The following is a 16,052-nucleotide window of genomic DNA, read 5'->3' on the forward strand; positions in this document are numbered from 1 at the left end:
TGAGCAGAAGTAGCGAGGATTCAACCGTCAATTTCTCCAGTTGTTTTTTGATAACAATTGTGCAAGCAGATCAATTCCTTCCCATCCCTGAATTAGATCATCGCATACGTAAAAATACTCTTCATGGAAAAAACCTGATGCAACAATATCCTTGCCATGCTTGGTAATGAAATCAATCATTAACATATCGTCGAAATCAGGGGTAACCCTGATGTAGTGGACCGTATGCTCTTGCTCGCTCGTAGGAGGTGTAATCATCACCCCACCTCGGCTCGGTTTGGGCTCGACTTGAAACACCCGTCGAAGAATCGCCACTTGCTCAATGTCCAAACTCATCCCTTAGTTCCTTACCTCAATAGGGAGATCGTTCCACCACACATCAAAACTAGGGACTTGAGCCTTGAATGGAGAGTCTTGCTCAGTGAGCGCTTGGTACAATTTTCGAAATGTATGTTTGTCAGTTTGGATCTTTGCACCTGGTGCATACCCATAAAAATCAGGGTCAGCCGCATCTCTCACAATCTGCTTTTCCGTGAACAGTTTGCTGCAATATTTGATGTTTTGATTGGGGACAAATCCTTGCTCTGCACTGGTCACGCAGAGAATTGTGTTATCGGTTTTCCATAAGAAATCCAAGGGCGGGTACACTAAGGCTATACGAACACAGATCCCCACCAAGCCTAGGATCCCGGCGGCAATGAGCCCCTTTTTTCCCCAAGCTTCCCAAGCCTGAACCATAAACATACAACTCCCACCATTTTGCTGAATCTGATAGCCATTCTGCCAACGCCAAGGCCTAACTTCAAATGAGTACGAATGATTCAGAGCAATAAATAGAGCATGAAGCAAGAACAGCCCAGTCCCTTCTATACAACTACGCTCGGCGAGCCTCCCATAGTGAAGGTGTAGAGACGGGCTAAGCCTTTAGCCCATCTAGCTCGGCCGCCTGTTGATCAGTTACTAAAATGAGCTACAGTCCACGATTTGAAAAATACTGGACACCATGGAAAAACATGACGAATCCAAACACAGTTGAGCTGATTTTTTGCAGAGAACCGTCGCCCTACTTGGTACGACTAGAACTGTTGTTTCAGTCTGAGTGGCCTGACTTCCAGCTTTGTGATGCTTACACAGAAAACGCGAGCTTACCGCCAGTTGTTGTTGCAGTAGCGAATGATATGGTGATTGGCGGCCTGGCTTACTCTCGGTTCAAGGAGCCTCATCGCGACTGTGAAGTCATATGGATCAATGCCGTTTTTGTCAGTGCAGACCATCGGGGTAAAGGCATTGCCAGCCAACTCATCAACGCCGGAGTGTCACAGATAACGTCATCGTCACAAGGTTATCTTTACGCATACACGAATGTCCCGGCACTTTATCAGTCTCTGGGGTGGTCCGAAGTTGATATTGAAAGTGAGCCAGACCATAAGGTCATGCAAATTTCGCTCAAACCTCGGTTGCCTGAATAACAACTCGCCAGAAGAACAGCCCAGTCCCCGCTACACCACCTGTATCAGCGAGCTCCCCGCGGTGAAGGCATGAGCCTGACTAATCGGGTCAGCTGTTCTTGAACAGGTTCAGATTTTAGCGGAGGGGGAAGCCTTACCTGCCTGGGGGGCAACTCAGGGTGAATGCACAACACCTTGATGAAAATTCTGCTAGCACCATGTTTTCCAGGTACACGCTTGCAATTTCTTGTCTCTGATAGAGTCTCTACATAGCTACATCTGCGAAGGTAAAGCACCAAGTCTCCCGCTGCTCTAGCCGGGATCTGTAAGTACTCAGCCACATCGTAGAGATCGAAGAAGTCCCCATGGAGCAGCCCCCATCCGGCGATGTGTAAAGCCATTGGTTTCAGACTGCTTTCCATTCTCCCCCACCGCTCTCCTGGTTAGCGCTGTCACAATAGATAGCATCACTAAAGCCACTTACTCAAGCGGCACTCATCTCCCTCACCTGCCGATCCATGGCCCTGGCCAGATCTGATGCCTGATGGATCACCTCATCAACGGCACGCTCTAACGCCTGCTTCATCTGTACACCGAACCGTCGAGAGACCAACTCAGCATCCGGTACCACCCGCCCGGTACCGTGGCACTTCGGACACTCATCACCAAGCCGGGGGCGTTTACCGGTTCCTTGGCAATGGGGGCAGCGACCAGTCTGCAGCAGCTCATCCACACAACGGTTATGTGCAGCAGTCAGGATCCCATTTCGCTCAGCCAGCAGGCGCTGGTACTCGTGGTTATTGCCAGCTCGGTGAGCCCGTTTGGCCTTCTCCATCACCACAGCAGCCCGGCGGCGCTCCTTGTCATAGTGAGGGTGGGAAGGCACCAGCCGCTCAAGCTGTTCGGGTAGAGGGCGGCGCAGCAGAATGGCCAGCGCCATACTGCCGGCCTCGTCATCACCCAGAGTTTTACAGAAGTGGGTCAGCAGCCCCTGGATGGCTTGCTCATCCATTAGGTGATCAGCCATCAGATACTGGTACCCCTGGGGGTTATCCTTGGCAGCCATCTGCAGGGCACCCAAGATGTCTTCGCGATTCAGTGGGCCGGCAGTCCCCCGGGCGACCTCGGTCAGAGCGCCACGGGGAGAGAACAGGCGCAGGGCCATTTCAACGGATCGGTTCATGAGTAGGTTCTCCTGTGGTGCTCTGAAATGCTCGATGAAGCCAGGTGCGCAGCTGGCTGGTCTTGAGGTGTTCGGGGGTGACCTCCAGCACGGTCCATCCGAGCAGGGCAGCCTCGTTCATCTTGGCGCGGTCTTCTACAAACCCCCTCCCCCGGGTATGCCGGCCCCCGGAGTGGATCCCGCCATGGACTTCGAGCGCAATCATGTGGGTAGGCCAGGCGAAGTCGAGACGCCATTTGCGCTTTGGGTGGAACAGCAGCTCAGTGACAGGGTCAGGGAAGCCGACAAGCTGGGCCAGCACCTTGTCGTGCAGAGTGGAGACTTGCTGGGCTTTGCGCACCTGGTTGGCTGCGCTTTTGGCCTTAGGGCTGTTACCCAGCAGCCGGACCGCATCAAGGGCGGTAAGGTGGATCATGCCGCCCTCCCGATGGTGTTCTTGCGCAGTGCGGCAACCTCCCTGGCTACCTGGGCGAGCAACGTGTCCTCACAGCCGTGCTCGGCCTGCCAGCTCTTGGGGGCTGCGTGGAAGCCAGTGGGGTAGCAGGCACGATGATGACGAGGACACAGGGGTAGCACCTGGGTGTGGGCGGCACGCTGCGCCATCCCGGCGCCAGAGCGCACATGGTGAATTTCGGCGAGGCTCGGCCCCAGGCCTGCATTCCGGCAGACAATGCAGCACAGAGAGCTCACATCGTCCAACCACTGCTTATCTGCCTTGGTCTTGCTCATGCCGCGGCAACCTCCCCACCCTGTGCATCAAGCAGATCGCTCATGCCCTTCACCTTCCAGCGCAGGGCTTGCATTTCACGCTCCTGCCGATGGAAATCATCGTGATAGCGCGCCAGTCTCTGCGCTTTATGTTCTGCGTCACGTAACCGTCGATTCATCACTTCTGGATCGCCGATCCGGCTCAACACGAGGGCCATCATCTCCAGCTCAAGCTGGTCATTTTTCTGGTGAGCCCAGACTTTTTCAGCCCCGCGGCCATTGTGGCCGAGCAGCACGCAGACATGACCGGCAAGCAACTTTACATGGCCGCGGTTGTTTACCCAGAGCAGCCCCCAACCATGGGGAAGGTCGCCCAGCGTGATAATGCCTTCTGGGCACATGTAGTACCGATAAGTACCCATCCCTGGCACTTCACCGTTGCGGTGCGGCTTCTTGGCATCGGCGAGGAAGTCAGATCGAGATACCTTCACCTCAACGAGAACCGACCCTCCGTTGCAACCCCAGCGGTAACCCCAAGCATCGGCGCGCTCACCGCCATAGAGCCCGCCCACCTCTATCATGGCGATCTGGCACGCAGCGCCTTTGTTACTCATGGGGCGCTTGAGCCATGAACAGGCAATCTCTGACAGGCGAGAGTGAGTGAGTTGCTCGTTCATGCTGCGGCCCTCCCGTATGCGGCCACCCAGTCGAAGCCGCGGCGGGATTCATCCCCGAACTGCACGCCCTGCTCAGCGCCGAAGGCCTGTGCCAGCTCGATGAGGTCGCGCATCTCACGCACGCTCATCTTGGAGGTGGACTTGCCCAGCACCACGAAGCCGGTACCGTCGATGTTCGGCACCACGTCCTGCTGATACAGGGCGGCGCTAAGAACGTGCTTCCAGTCCTCCTTGGCAAGCTTGCGCCCGTGCCAGTTCACCTGCTCGGAGATGTCAGTCATTACCGCCCAAAACAGGGCATTCTGGGCCAGTGAGCGGGTCATCTCCTTGATTTCGATGACCAGCGGCTTGTCTTGGTCAACCGGCAGGCCAGCTACCAACTGGCAAGCACGGGACCGGATTTCAGGACTGCGTAGGAAATACTTGGGATAGGTGCTCATGCAGCATCCTCCCCTGTCAGTTCAAGGGAGAGCTGAGATCTGGCTTCGAGCTGGGCTTGTTCTAGGCACAGCGTCCGCTTCTCGATGCGTCGCCGGGCCAGACCTTGCCCATGGAAGGTGCCATTGGAAACGGAGATTGCTTCACGTCTGGTGAAGTCGTGCAGGAGCTGCTGCAGTTCCTGCTTCTCGTAAAGCTGCTCTATAGCCCAGTTGAAGGCCAGGATGTAGAGCTCTTTGAGTTGGGATGCTTTTTTGCCGGTGAAGCCCATCACAAGGAAGACCATTCCATCTTTGGTGATGTTGTAATACTTCAGCGGCTTACCGTTCTGTAACTCACTGTTTTCAAAGCAAACCTCAAAATTGAGTTTTGCAAATTCCTTACTGCACTCTAGCTTTTCAATCGCAACCAGCACGTTGTCATGGCGCTTCCCAAACAACTTGGCCACTTTACGGGAGGTAGTAAACACCTCCCCTTCCTGGGCACTCACCAGTTTCTTGAACAGCTCGATCTGCCCGGGGCTGAACTGAGGGGGGATAGGCTTGATGCTGTGGATGCTGGCACAGCCGCGTGGGCGTGCTGCAGATAGATCTCGGGTATGTGGTTTGGTCATGGTCTGGGTCCTTTTGGTCATACACAGCCGGGTGGTCTAGGTCCGGCACTGACTATGGTACCCACTACCGATAATTTCTGTCACGCTCCAGAAGCTGTTAATGACTGCACCGTTCACAATAGTGAATTAATAATCATTATTAGTTCTCGCGAAAATTGATTGTAAAGTCGAAATACCCAAACAAAACCGTGATGAAGATCAAGTTCTCCATACCAATTGCATTTAATATCACCACAAATGAAATGTCGGTTTACAAAAACAAACGGCATGAAATCAACATTAATTCAAACAAACGAGTAGGGATATTTGTTACATGGCTGTCACGTTGAACGAAAAACCAGTGCGCTTACTTATGCACGATATGATCGCTTCCATGGGTCTGAAACCCGGGGTCCCTTTCCTCCGGGAGCAAGCAATCCAATGGTTCAAGGAGCACTACCCAAACGTAAAGCAAGGCACTGTAGCAGCCCATCTAATCAGGCAATCCATAAACGTCCCCACTCGTTTGCAGTACAGCCCGAGAACTGATGGTACAGACGATCTATTTTTCAAAATCGATACGTCCCATTATCGCCTGTACGAACCAGGCAGAGACCCAACGCCAATCACCGTTCTCACTCCGGTTGTCGATGAATCCCCAGTGGATACCCCGCTCGAGGGCTCCAGCGAGTTTGCCTACGAACATGATCTGAGAGATTACTTGGCCAAGAATCTGCACATCATTGAACCCTCACTAAAGCTCTATATGGACGAAGGGATCACCGGCGTGGAGTTCCCTGTGGGCGGTCGTTTCATCGACTTACTGGCTGTTGATGGGGATGGCAACTATGTAGTGATAGAGCTCAAGGTCTCGAAGGGTTATGACCGTGTAGTTGGCCAGCTCTTACGCTACGTCAGCTGGATCAAGCAGAACCATGCTGAGCCAGGGCAGACTGTACGTGGGATCATCATTGCCAAGCAGATAAGTGAAGATCTCAAACTTGCCTGTTCAGAAGTTCCATCTGTTTCACTTTATGAGTATGCATTATCGGTTGAAGTTAAAAAAATCTCGTAATTAGCATTTAATTAAATGCCTACGGAGAAAAGATGAACCATTTTGTAAAAATGTCTTTTGGGTTATAAAAATATGTTTGAGGGGTTTTTGGTATTTATGGAAAGTATAACAATAGCAACATTGACTCAATTTTTAGTTGTCATAGGTGCGCTAGTGATTATGTGGTATGGCCTGCATATCATTTACAATCGCATCAAAGATAAAGAGCAAGGTTTTGGCCCATCCACATTAAAAGCAATTGGCGTCGTCTTATTTATACCAACAATTTTGATCCTTTCAGTTACCACAAAGTTTCAATTGGAAACCCTTGCTGCCTTGCTTGGTACCGTTGCTGGATATGTATTATCCAATGGGAAATCTGAACCGTAAAAATTGAAATAAAAATGGAGGGTTGCATGGGTGTTATTGATGTTTCAACTTACAGAGTAAAATGCCCTGGGTGTGAGATAGTAGAAATACAAAAAGTTCTAGACAAAGGCTCTATGTATGGGGGCTCACACTGGGGGACGGGATGTAAATTTGATAATTTTACAGCGACTTGGGATGGTGAAGGTGGAAAGATAGAGCCCAGAATGACTGAGGCTATATGCAAGCACTGTGGAAACAAGGCAAGTTACACGTGCTCATAAATTGTACGAACCATAAAACGAACTAACCCGAATTTTGTATGAATAAAGCTTACGCCGGCCTCTGGCCGGTATATAGCGCAATCACCCCTCCCAGTAAATTATCTCCAAACAATACCAGATCAATCGTACTCAGACACAACTCACTCACTCTCAACAAACGGAACCATTCGAGTTACCATAAGACCCTCTATCCATGGTCAGCAGTCTCTAGGGGATATCAGTGGCATTCTGGTGGGTAAACCATAAGCAAACGTACGGTGCTGAAGTTGGGGGCGGCTACATCTGGTCGCCCATGACCAATCGCAACGGCTCGAAGAATCAGACCTACATCAATCTCACGCTGACCCGGCCGGGAGACGTTGTTATCTCCTACGCTGGCGGGCTTATCAAGGCTATTGGCCTTGTTGCAGCACCTTGCAGCGAGAAGTCCAAGCCCTCTGAGTTCGGTAGCGCCGGCGATTCCTGGTCCGATACTGGCTGGGAAGTTCTCATCGACTGGGAGCTGCTGGAGAAGCCAATCCGCCCGAAGGACCACCTGGCGTTGATAGCTCCCCTGCTCCCCTCGAAGAACTCACCATTGCAGCCCAACGGTAACGGGAACCAGAGCTGCTACCTAGCCGGCATCGGCAACGAACTCGGCAGTCTGCTGCTCTCACTGGCCAACCACGTGAACCCGTCCTTTACAGACGCTGTAGAGCAGCACCAGGCCGAACTCGAAGGTGACGCCATCGAGGCGGCCATCAAGGCCTCCACCCTGGAAGTCACAGAGAAGCTGCAGCTCTCCAAAGCTCGCATCGGCCAGGGCCTCTTCCGTACTCGGCTCGAACAGATCGAGCCTGCCTGCCGGGTCACTGGCGTTACCAACAAGGCCCTGCTCATAGCCAGCCACATCAAGCCCTGGGCACAGTGCAAGGAGAACGCCGATCGCCTGAATGGAAATAACGGCCTTCTGCTCTCCCCTCACATCGACAAACTGTTCGACCGTGGCTGGATAACCTTCACTGACTCCGGCGACCTGTTGTGTGCCGAGCCCTGCATCGAGCAGGCCCTGCTACAGTGGGGCGTTGAGCTGCCTCTGAACGTCGGCCCTTTCAGCCCCAAGCAAGCAGCATTCCTCAAGTACCACCGTGACGAGATTTTCAGGTCCTCTACCGTTACATCAGCCTGACGCATCCTATCCTGAGCGGGTCTTCTCTCCCGCTCAACCATCTCTGGCTTCTCTGGCCTCTCCTAGTTCAGCATAAGGGCGTGTTGCAGAATGATTTCCAGGTGTACTTTGACATATAGTTGGCCCTTGCTTCTGGTTTGGTGACCCTGATATTTCGGGGTGGTGAGTCCCGAAGTCTGCATTGGATTGGCTAGTGATAATTAGCCTCCAAGATCTTTAGAATACCAACTGCATAAAAAAGATTCATATGATAACATATGAGAATTTAAACTAATCTAAGCATTAGAAATGGAAACAGATAAGAAACTACGTGATGAACTCGATGAGGATGAAAATTACAACCGGGTAAGAAATAAGCTGATGATAATATCATGCGTCTTTCTTACCATAAATATAGCAGGTATAAAGATTGAGGAAATAAATACCTTCATTTTTAAATTAAGTATCAGCAACATAAGTAGCTTCAGCATGCTGATGGCTCTAGCTGTTATCTTTCTATGTGCAAGATACTATGCATATTCAGAGGTCTATCGAAAGAAAATCAGCGATATATGGATTGATAGGCTATTGAATGATCGACGAGTATTTATATATTATCGAGCTGACTCTCAAAGTGATGAATATAATTCAGGTTTGCTATCATATGCTATAAGAGATTGGCCAGGTGATGAACCAGGAGCAGCTTTCCCCAGATATAAAATAGGGTGGGGATATAAGCGGTATATATCATACGATCTAAATCAAATTGACGAGTATCACAATTCAACAGAAATTCCTTTATATGAATTCACCACCGAATGGACATGGAAAAAATTATCAGTTCTTTTGTGGTACGAAGCAAAATATCAAATGGCGTGTGTTATTGGCACCCGAGAATTTTTAGATATCTACTCTCCATATCTTGTCGCCAGTAGTGCCATAATCTCTTATGCTTATGTCAGTGTTCATTAAATAAAAAGGCCCCTTGCAGGGGCCATTTTTTATACATTAACTTGCGGTTGAATAGCGATTCGTGGTTGTATCTCTGTCAGTACTTCAGAGTACGCCTGTAAGATATCACTGAATATTTCTTTATGCTTAGGGGCTTCAAGCGTCACTACAAATGCATACTTGATCGATGGTGCTTTATGCCCTGGAATTTGATCACCACCATCTCTAGCCATGTAGTGGAGTTCAAAGCATGGCTTATCCATTTTGTTCCCGATCTTGGACTTCTCTGCATGCAAGACTGTTTCCCATTTGGCTGCATCTCTTCTCAGTTCAGCCTCTGAGGCAGTTTTTACTTGTTGGAAGAACCCCTCACTTTTTTCACCGTCTTTAGGCTTCCAACTAATTTCTACACCAGCCTTTGTATACATTGAGGTATCTTGCGGGTCTACAGAGGTAGAGAAGCAGCATGTTGCTTTTATTTTCACTTTTCCTATTACCCCGTCCGTCGGTAGTGGTAATAGTACCTTCAGATACTTACCCGGTTGTAATTCGCCTTGATATAAGATCCGAGCAACACCATCAGGTGACTCAATAATACTCTCAATATCTTCTGGAATTTTCCCCCAGCCGATATCTGACTTATCATGGTCAGAAGTCACTGCCGAGTTAACCAGTAAGGCTTTGATAGCTATTGGTGATATATCATGTCCCATTATGGCCCGCACACCAACAGCTTGCCTGAGAGCATATGGTGCAGCAAAACTAGTTCCTTGTTGAGGTAGAACCGCTGGTGATGTATTCGAGGAACCTACAACATGGAAATACTCATCAGGTGACCCCCCAAATGCCAGCAAATCTGGTTTGACCCTTCCCGGTGCCCTCCCAGGCCCAACAGCACTGTAAGCTGCCCTTTCCCAAGAAAGATTTGTTGTATTTGCAGAGCCTACCGCAATGGCATTGACACAGTCTGAAGGAACTTGGATTCTATTGAGCTTCATTGCTGAGTCATTTTCACCATTATTTCCTGCAGCAATGGTAACAAATGTCTGCCCATCAGCTAAATACGAATCGATGAGAGACGTCCAAGGATGTACTTCATCATCATCGATAGGAAGGTTTGGCCCTAGGCTAATATTAATGAATTCATACTGTCTCGACAAAAGAATATCTTCTATATGACCTAGCGTCCTATACAATTCAAATTCATTTTCATTATTTACGTCATCGTCTAGGATTCTGTGATGATCAACCAGAGAAAATGGAACTCGTTGAGCTTTAGATGGATGAAGGGGTCCAAACAAAAAAGCTGATGTCACAGCTAAACCATGCTCTGCTCCACCAGATAACTCTTTTGAGTTAGGGTCTGAAACATGATATCCATTAACTAAAGATGATAATGGATGATTATCTGGTAAGCCTCCATCCAAAATTGCAACTCTAATATCATTGGCTAATGGACGAGACTCTTTCATTACAAAAGGTATATTGGCATGCATAGAACGAACTGTTGGAAGGAATGTTCTAAGCGCAGGCATTGGTCTCACGACTCGGACGAACGAATGTAACGCAAGCTTTTCTATTTGGTCTCGGTTGGCTTTTACTGGAAGGAACCATAAATTCGATACGGTTATGGAGATATCATCATGAACCTCAATACCTATAGACTCAGCATAATTTAAAAACGAGGTTTTGATGAAGTCTGATGTATGATCAGGTAGTAAATGAAGTCCGACTTCGTATTCACCTTTATCATTTAGGTCGCCGGGCATAACCTTGGACTTTCGATTAACAGAGTCTATGCTCCAAACTTTTAGCAGATCGTCAGCACCAGGAGATTTTTCTGTAAAATCGTTTAGCCGCTTACTGAAGTCATTTATTTGTGAGCGGCGCCCAGCTAGAAATATGCTTGTTGTAGGACTATCTTCTGGCTTTCCCTTCCTTGTCCATTTATCTGGCCTTACAGTCGTTGCCCTACTGCCAACAGAATAGACCCCCATCTCTCTAAACAACTTAGATGGGAAATGACCTTTTGCAATAAAGGATGGGTGCAAGGTCAGGCGTGTAACAACATAATCTTTAGGGCAGAGAGCTTGATCCAGTGTGTTCAACTCACTGGTAAGCTTATTTAACTGAGGGGATAGCCTCGCCTTAACCTCAGACAGGGTATACAAACTTGTCGAAGGAGGTTTAATTTTTGGAGGTGCCGTTAACTTTGCTAATAACTCACCATTCCCAATAATGTAGTTCTTTTTTTTCATATATCCCCTCAAAAAATATTAATTTTTTACTAGTTTTTTTCTTATTGTATCTCGACTAACCCCAAATATATTAGATGCCTTTTGCTGAGAAAAACCTGAATCCGTTACCAAACGCACAGCCAGGTCTATTTTCTCAGCTCTAGACATTAACTCCATGTCCGGAATCAGAATTTTAATTAAATTATCATTAAACCCTGCCGGGTCTAACAATTTCATTTTTCTCAATTTTACAACTGTTCTTCTAATATTGCTGTAAGATGAGCCTTGTAAGCTGACCAGTATCAATTCTATAAGAGGCTTAAACTCATCGACATCATTACCTAAAAAGAAAGAAATTGCTTTTCTTGCTTCATCTAAAGATGGATTACTAAATTTAATTTCCAAATCAAAGCGGCGCCATAGCGCAGGATCAACTAAATCTGGATGGTTGGTTGCAGCTATCAGCAAACTTTCAGCAGGCCACAACTCCAACTCTTGAAGCATGATTGTTACCAATCGCTTGAGCTCCCCCACATCAGCCTCATCACTACGCCTCTTGGCAATAGCATCAATTTCATCGAGTAATAACACACATGGGTGAGATTTAGCAAACTCAATAACGGCGCGAAGATTAGCCCCAGTTTTCCCTAAATAGCTACTCATCACTGCAGTAAGATCAAGCACGTAAAAAGGTAGCTGGAGCTGGTTTGCCAACCATCTTGCTGTCATTGTTTTACCCACACCAGGTGGCCCTTGGAAGATCAAGGAGCTTGCAGGCAATAATCCGAATTTTCTGAGTTTCTCAGCCGACTTCTTCTCTTGGATTACCTGAAGCAACGCCTGTTTCAGACCATCCTCCAACATTGGCTCTTCCACATAGCCATCAATTGGAAAGGTTTTTAACAAAGGAAGGTCATTTTCACCTGATGTTGTCGGCATACCACCACCTGCATAGGAAGCGGTATCAGCTCTTCGCATCACGGATGCAGAACGAGCTGGGCTGGTTTTCAGTAACTCTTCGAGTTGACCACCTAGCTCAGGAGATGACTTTTTGAATTTTCTGACCATTTTGCCAAGATACAGGCGCACATCAGAGTCCCGGCCAGACAGGGCTAACTTAGACAACGAAACTAGTTCATCAGGCTTGATCATAGGGCTCCACTCGCTTCCACGCCATTGCAACGCTGCGGCATGACTAAATCTAAATTAAGGATGGCATTCTAGCCATCAAGTAGCCCCTTTACCATACCCAATGGGGATCATGACATGACTAGTTATAGAGAAAACAGCTCCATGTAGCCATACCATGCACGCGAAGCATGACTTCCATTCGGGCTGTTTTTGATGAAGCCACTCGGCAGCGGCAGTGAAACGCTCAAGTGATGTAAGCGGTTGAGCACGTAAACCCCAGAGTACCTGTAACTGCCCGTGGATAGTTTCTACAGTGCCACCCAGAGCTATAGTGCCTTCGACCAATACTGCTCTACGGCCCCTTACTACAACACTTTGTAAAATCTGTGATCTCCTCCTGATTCAGTGCTCATTTAGCTCAACAGTCGGAACCATATGAGTTACGATTCCTGCACGGTACCCAAGCTCCATGCAAGGCCTACCCATGACACGGAACTGTTATCTGATCACAGGTCAAAAGCAGCATCTGGGGGCTGTAACCTAAGGGCGGTAGCTATGTGCAAGCCTGTTGGACACAAGTAGCAATCGCATATGAAGATTCGATGGATGTTAGCTTGATACTCTTCACTAGCGCTCTTCCTACCGAGCTAAATAATGTCGGTATATAACGATGTGTTAAAACACGGCATTAAATAAGATACATCCGTGCACGCTAGCGCAAAAATATAAATTAATACTAAATTATTTACTTGTAGTGCTTTAATCATGAATGACTGCTCAACAATGGATTTATACAATGGAAAGAAGCAAAATTATATATACAGACGATGGTATCGGATTTGAGGTTTCTGTTACAGAAGAATTTGGCGAATACGAGATTTCGTCTGGTATGAACCATTTATCTTTAGACAGTCTTGAAGAATTACTTAAAAAAGTCACAAAACCATTCACCAACGTTTATGATGAATTGAACAAGGATATCGAGATAGAGTCAGCTAAATTATCAATAGGAGTTAAAGTAGGTGTTCAAGGTTCATTTTTCATAGCAAAGAGTAGTGGTGAAGCAAATATTGGCATTGAAATAACGATGAGGACCAAGAAATGAATGATGCCGTCGTTAAAATTCATAGTTCAGTAAATACAAACTTTGGAACTGGATTTGTTTTTAAGAATACAGAAAGCTCATCTTTCATACTAACCTGTGGGCATGTTATAAAGAGCATTGAAACATCATTGTTGGTAAATGAAAAGACAGCGGAGATAATTTACTCTGCATATGAGAGTGGTTTGGATTTAGCAATACTAAAAACAGAAATAATAAATTGCACCCCTTTAACACTTTCAGACTCGAGTGATTTGAAATCATTGACCGTGACAGGATACACTTCGCTCCTGAAAGGGGTAAAAAAAGAATCCATAACAATTAATGATACAAAAAAAATAAATTATCGCGCACTAAGCAATGGTGATGAACATCCTTCACTTCGTTTATATCCTAATGAAAAAATCAGTCCTGGCTATAGTGGCTCACCAGTATTAAAACAAGATGGGTCTGTTGTCGGGATAGTAATCCTTGCATCATCAGATAATACTAACTATGCCCTATGCATTGAGAATCTAGATTTAATAATGCAAAATGAGCGTATAACATCAGCAGGGTTTCATAGGAGAGCAATTAAAAAACTCACGTCAGAAATATCACCGGAAAAAATTTCATCAATTAATTTCTCGCTGTCAAATGATTATAGAAACTCACTTCGATTTTTGTCCACAATAAATGATGTCAATGTTGAGCCAAATCTATATGACTGTAATGAATATGGCTCATTGAAATCAGAAACAAGAAAAAAAACACCTATCAACGATCTCATCAACAATACAGAGTGCACTGTCATATATGGTCGCCCACAGTACGGGTTGACTGTTTTGGCTAGACACATTTGCTTAAAAGCATTTAATGCTGGAGTGAGATCATTTTGGCTGTACTTGGATGCCAAAGAGATAAAGCCATACGACAAGGAAATTTTAGAATACATAAATGGCAAACTATCCATATTAGACTTAAAAAGAGAGGATATTGGTTGCATTGTCTTAGATGAGGTTACAAGCAAGTTACCCAGAGTACAAGATATCATAGATCGTATCAGTGCATTATTTAAAGAAATACCCTTGATTATAATGTACACCAACGTTGAAACAGTTGACCTGCCGTCAACAATTAATTTCCCACAAGATCGTAGTTTTAAAAAAATATATTTATGGCCGCTTACTAGAAATGACATTCGGAATCTCGTCTGCTCGTACAATGAAAAAAAATATATTAGTGATGAAGACTCCGTTGTAAATAGGATAGTTGCAGATTTAGATGTTCTTAACATGCCAAGAACCATACTAAACTGCTTAACTATATTACGTATTTATGAGATTGAATTCGATGATTCACCAATCAATAGAACTGAGATGATAAGGAGGGTTCTATCCTTACTCTTTAATACTGATAGCATCCCTAGCTACAAAACAAAGCCAGACCTAAAAGATACAGAGTATGTATTAGGTTACTATTGTGAAGGATTGATTAAAAACCACGACGCTACCTTTTTAAGGCAGCATTTCCTTGATGAGATAAGGGCCTTCTGTTCTGAACATGAAATAGATTTAGATACAGATACCATTTTTGACACTCTATATGAAAATAATATAATTACTCAATACAAAAACAAATATAGATTTAAATTTTCATATTGGATTTACTATTTTGCAGCTCAGAGGATGCATCAGTCTGATGAATTCGCGAAATTCATATTTGAACAAATGAATTACATATCATATCCAGAAGTAATTGAATTTTACACTGGAATTGATAGACGCAGAGATGATGCCCTTCAGCATATAACTCATGACTTACTGGAATCAATAAACACAACTAAGTCAAAATTTGGCTTCAAACATGATATTGATATCTATCACCACGCCAGATGGAAACCATCTCAAGCGATGATAGAACAAATGGACAAAGATATATCATCCGAAGTTATGAACTCAAAACTTCCATTAGAGTTCAAAGATCAGTATGCTGATAATCAGTACAATCATTGCCGTCCACTAGATCAACAGGTCCATAAGATTTTAGATGAATATTCCGTACTCCGCTTGATGAAGTGTACTAGCGCAGCATCAAAAGCTTTAAGAAACAGTGACTACACAACGCCAAAAATAAGACATGAGTTACTCAATACAATTCTTCTATCTTGGAGGCAATTAGTCAACATACTAGCCGCATTATCACCCGTAATTGCTTACAATAGAAAGGCTAGCATTGATGGTGCTACTTTCATTCTAGATAACTCATTTGAAGATGACGATCCTTGGCAGACTTTTCATGACGTTTTATCTTCTATACCTGCAAATATTGTAGGCTGGTATAAAGATGACTTGTTTTCAAAAAAAATGAGCTCGTTAATATATAAACACTATGATGATAAAAGTGACTCACTCATAAAACACACCATGATAACTTTAATTATTCAAAAGAGACCTAAAGACTGGCAGAATAAAGTTTCTGATTACATATCCAAAGTGCATAAGAACTCATTTTACCTAAGAGATATCTACTTTACTTTACGTGCGGAGTACAGATATGGGTTTATAAACAATGACGATTTAAGTAACCTTGAATTACTAATTAAATCCGTAGTTGCCAAACATACTTTCGGAGTTAAAAACCCTGGAGCCAAAGCTATATCAAATGTAAATGATTCAGCACTACCAGAGCGAATAGATGATAATTGACAACTATCGTAATTGCGGGATTCACACCGGCCTCAGGCCGGTGTATC

17 protein-coding genes are annotated in these 16,052 nt (G+C 45.8%); 7 read left to right on the forward strand and 10 right to left on the reverse strand.

Annotated features, from left to right (window positions below; genetic code table 11):
- Positions 1–27 precede the first annotated feature (27 nt).
- Both ACW5W7_RS01445 and ACW5W7_RS01450 read right to left on the reverse strand, forming a co-directional pair.
- The gene (locus ACW5W7_RS01445) at positions 28–336 is read right to left on the reverse strand and encodes a hypothetical protein (RefSeq protein WP_456500535.1); all 309 of its coding nucleotides are present in this window, start codon (positions 334–336) and stop codon (positions 28–30) included.
- 3 nt (positions 337–339) lie between these two features.
- The gene (locus ACW5W7_RS01450) at positions 340–744 is read right to left on the reverse strand and encodes a hypothetical protein (protein ID WP_456500536.1); all 405 of its coding nucleotides are present in this window, start codon (positions 742–744) and stop codon (positions 340–342) included.
- 269 nt (positions 745–1,013) lie between these two features.
- Between ACW5W7_RS01450 and ACW5W7_RS01455 the strand changes: the two genes are divergently transcribed.
- Complete coding sequence (locus ACW5W7_RS01455; protein ID WP_456500537.1) at positions 1,014–1,469, forward strand: GNAT family N-acetyltransferase; 456 nt, start codon at positions 1,014–1,016, stop codon at positions 1,467–1,469.
- A gap of 463 nt (positions 1,470–1,932) precedes the next feature.
- Here the strand turns inward: ACW5W7_RS01455 and ACW5W7_RS01460 are convergent, their stop codons facing one another.
- From ACW5W7_RS01460 to ACW5W7_RS01485, 6 genes are read right to left on the reverse strand one after another with little or no spacing between them, the layout of a single operon-like run.
- Positions 1,933–2,631: a TIGR02642 family protein gene (locus ACW5W7_RS01460; protein WP_456500538.1), complete on the reverse strand. Its 699-nt coding sequence runs from the start codon at positions 2,629–2,631 to the stop codon at positions 1,933–1,935.
- On the reverse strand, positions 2,615–3,046 hold the full coding sequence (locus tag ACW5W7_RS01465) for a hypothetical protein (RefSeq protein WP_456500539.1): 432 nt from the start codon (positions 3,044–3,046) through the stop codon (positions 2,615–2,617). Before ACW5W7_RS01465 ends, ACW5W7_RS01460 begins: the two co-directional genes overlap by 17 nt.
- Positions 3,043–3,360 (reverse strand): Ref family recombination enhancement nuclease, encoded by a 318-nt coding sequence (locus ACW5W7_RS01470; protein WP_456500540.1) that lies wholly within the window; start codon positions 3,358–3,360, stop codon positions 3,043–3,045. Before ACW5W7_RS01470 ends, ACW5W7_RS01465 begins: the two co-directional genes overlap by 4 nt.
- Positions 3,357–4,016, reverse strand: coding sequence for a hypothetical protein (locus ACW5W7_RS01475; protein WP_456500541.1), 660 nt, complete (start codon positions 4,014–4,016; stop codon positions 3,357–3,359). Before ACW5W7_RS01475 ends, ACW5W7_RS01470 begins: the two co-directional genes overlap by 4 nt.
- Positions 4,013–4,456: a recombination protein NinB gene (locus ACW5W7_RS01480; protein WP_456500542.1), complete on the reverse strand. Its 444-nt coding sequence runs from the start codon at positions 4,454–4,456 to the stop codon at positions 4,013–4,015. The genes ACW5W7_RS01475 and ACW5W7_RS01480 overlap by 4 nt, the downstream gene beginning before the upstream one ends.
- A complete protein-coding gene (locus ACW5W7_RS01485; RefSeq protein WP_456500543.1) occupies positions 4,453–5,067 on the reverse strand; it encodes a Rha family transcriptional regulator in 615 nt (204 codons plus the stop codon). The genes ACW5W7_RS01480 and ACW5W7_RS01485 overlap by 4 nt, the downstream gene beginning before the upstream one ends.
- A 313-nt stretch (positions 5,068–5,380) precedes the next feature.
- Here ACW5W7_RS01485 and ACW5W7_RS01490 point away from each other — a divergent pair, with 313 nt between their 5' ends.
- The 4 genes from ACW5W7_RS01490 (at position 5,381) to ACW5W7_RS01505 (ending at position 8,869) form a co-directional block, all read left to right on the forward strand.
- Positions 5,381–6,121, forward strand: coding sequence for an endonuclease NucS domain-containing protein (locus tag ACW5W7_RS01490; protein ID WP_456500544.1), 741 nt, complete (start codon positions 5,381–5,383; stop codon positions 6,119–6,121).
- A 72-nt stretch (positions 6,122–6,193) separates the two neighbouring features.
- Positions 6,194–6,490, forward strand: coding sequence for a hypothetical protein (locus ACW5W7_RS01495; RefSeq protein WP_456500545.1), 297 nt, complete (start codon positions 6,194–6,196; stop codon positions 6,488–6,490).
- Between the two features lie 552 nt (positions 6,491–7,042).
- Positions 7,043–7,918: an HNH endonuclease gene (locus ACW5W7_RS01500; protein ID WP_456500546.1), complete on the forward strand. Its 876-nt coding sequence runs from the start codon at positions 7,043–7,045 to the stop codon at positions 7,916–7,918.
- A 288-nt stretch (positions 7,919–8,206) separates the two neighbouring features.
- Positions 8,207–8,869, forward strand: a complete 663-nt coding sequence (locus ACW5W7_RS01505) for a hypothetical protein (protein WP_456500547.1) — start codon at positions 8,207–8,209, stop codon at positions 8,867–8,869.
- A 29-nt stretch (positions 8,870–8,898) separates the two neighbouring features.
- Here ACW5W7_RS01505 and ACW5W7_RS01510 read toward each other — a convergent pair whose 3' ends face one another.
- Positions 8,899–11,106, reverse strand: coding sequence for a S8 family peptidase (locus tag ACW5W7_RS01510; protein WP_456500548.1), 2,208 nt, complete (start codon positions 11,104–11,106; stop codon positions 8,899–8,901).
- A gap of 18 nt (positions 11,107–11,124) precedes the next feature.
- Complete coding sequence (locus ACW5W7_RS01515; RefSeq protein WP_456500549.1) at positions 11,125–12,237, reverse strand: AAA family ATPase; 1,113 nt, start codon at positions 12,235–12,237, stop codon at positions 11,125–11,127.
- 775 nt (positions 12,238–13,012) lie between these two features.
- On the opposite strand from ACW5W7_RS01515, the gene ACW5W7_RS01520 reads away from it, so the two are divergent.
- On the forward strand, positions 13,013–13,321 hold the full coding sequence (locus tag ACW5W7_RS01520) for a CU044_2847 family protein (protein ID WP_456500550.1): 309 nt from the start codon (positions 13,013–13,015) through the stop codon (positions 13,319–13,321).
- Complete coding sequence (locus tag ACW5W7_RS01525; RefSeq protein WP_456500551.1) at positions 13,318–16,005, forward strand: trypsin-like peptidase domain-containing protein; 2,688 nt, start codon at positions 13,318–13,320, stop codon at positions 16,003–16,005. The genes ACW5W7_RS01520 and ACW5W7_RS01525 overlap by 4 nt, the downstream gene beginning before the upstream one ends.
- Positions 16,006–16,052 lie beyond the last annotated feature (47 nt).

The sequence above is a fragment of the Aeromonas intestinalis genome, from assembly GCF_054052485.1.

Excerpts from the sequence above, each read along its gene's own strand:
- ACW5W7_RS01505 (WP_456500547.1), top strand. The coding sequence starts at position 8,207 with ATGGAAACAGATAAGAAACTACGTGATGAACTCGATGAGGATGAAAAT.
- ACW5W7_RS01460 (WP_456500538.1), bottom strand. The coding sequence starts at position 2,631 with ATGAACCGATCCGTTGAAATGGCCCTGCGCCTGTTCTCTCCCCGTGGC.
- ACW5W7_RS01510 (WP_456500548.1), bottom strand. The coding sequence starts at position 11,106 with ATGAAAAAAAAGAACTACATTATTGGGAATGGTGAGTTATTAGCAAAG.
- ACW5W7_RS01480 (WP_456500542.1), bottom strand. The coding sequence starts at position 4,456 with ATGAGCACCTATCCCAAGTATTTCCTACGCAGTCCTGAAATCCGGTCC.
- ACW5W7_RS01465 (WP_456500539.1), bottom strand. The coding sequence starts at position 3,046 with ATGATCCACCTTACCGCCCTTGATGCGGTCCGGCTGCTGGGTAACAGC.
- ACW5W7_RS01525 (WP_456500551.1), top strand. The coding sequence starts at position 13,318 with ATGAATGATGCCGTCGTTAAAATTCATAGTTCAGTAAATACAAACTTT.
- ACW5W7_RS01445 (WP_456500535.1), bottom strand. The coding sequence starts at position 336 with ATGAGTTTGGACATTGAGCAAGTGGCGATTCTTCGACGGGTGTTTCAA.
- ACW5W7_RS01500 (WP_456500546.1), top strand. The coding sequence starts at position 7,043 with ATGACCAATCGCAACGGCTCGAAGAATCAGACCTACATCAATCTCACG.
- ACW5W7_RS01515 (WP_456500549.1), bottom strand. The coding sequence starts at position 12,237 with ATGATCAAGCCTGATGAACTAGTTTCGTTGTCTAAGTTAGCCCTGTCT.
- ACW5W7_RS01490 (WP_456500544.1), top strand. The coding sequence starts at position 5,381 with ATGGCTGTCACGTTGAACGAAAAACCAGTGCGCTTACTTATGCACGAT.
- ACW5W7_RS01495 (WP_456500545.1), top strand. The coding sequence starts at position 6,194 with ATGTTTGAGGGGTTTTTGGTATTTATGGAAAGTATAACAATAGCAACA.
- ACW5W7_RS01470 (WP_456500540.1), bottom strand. The coding sequence starts at position 3,360 with ATGAGCAAGACCAAGGCAGATAAGCAGTGGTTGGACGATGTGAGCTCT.
- ACW5W7_RS01520 (WP_456500550.1), top strand. The coding sequence starts at position 13,013 with ATGGAAAGAAGCAAAATTATATATACAGACGATGGTATCGGATTTGAG.
- ACW5W7_RS01485 (WP_456500543.1), bottom strand. The coding sequence starts at position 5,067 with ATGACCAAACCACATACCCGAGATCTATCTGCAGCACGCCCACGCGGC.
- ACW5W7_RS01475 (WP_456500541.1), bottom strand. The coding sequence starts at position 4,016 with ATGAACGAGCAACTCACTCACTCTCGCCTGTCAGAGATTGCCTGTTCA.
- ACW5W7_RS01455 (WP_456500537.1), top strand. The coding sequence starts at position 1,014 with ATGACGAATCCAAACACAGTTGAGCTGATTTTTTGCAGAGAACCGTCG.
- ACW5W7_RS01450 (WP_456500536.1), bottom strand. The coding sequence starts at position 744 with ATGTTTATGGTTCAGGCTTGGGAAGCTTGGGGAAAAAAGGGGCTCATT.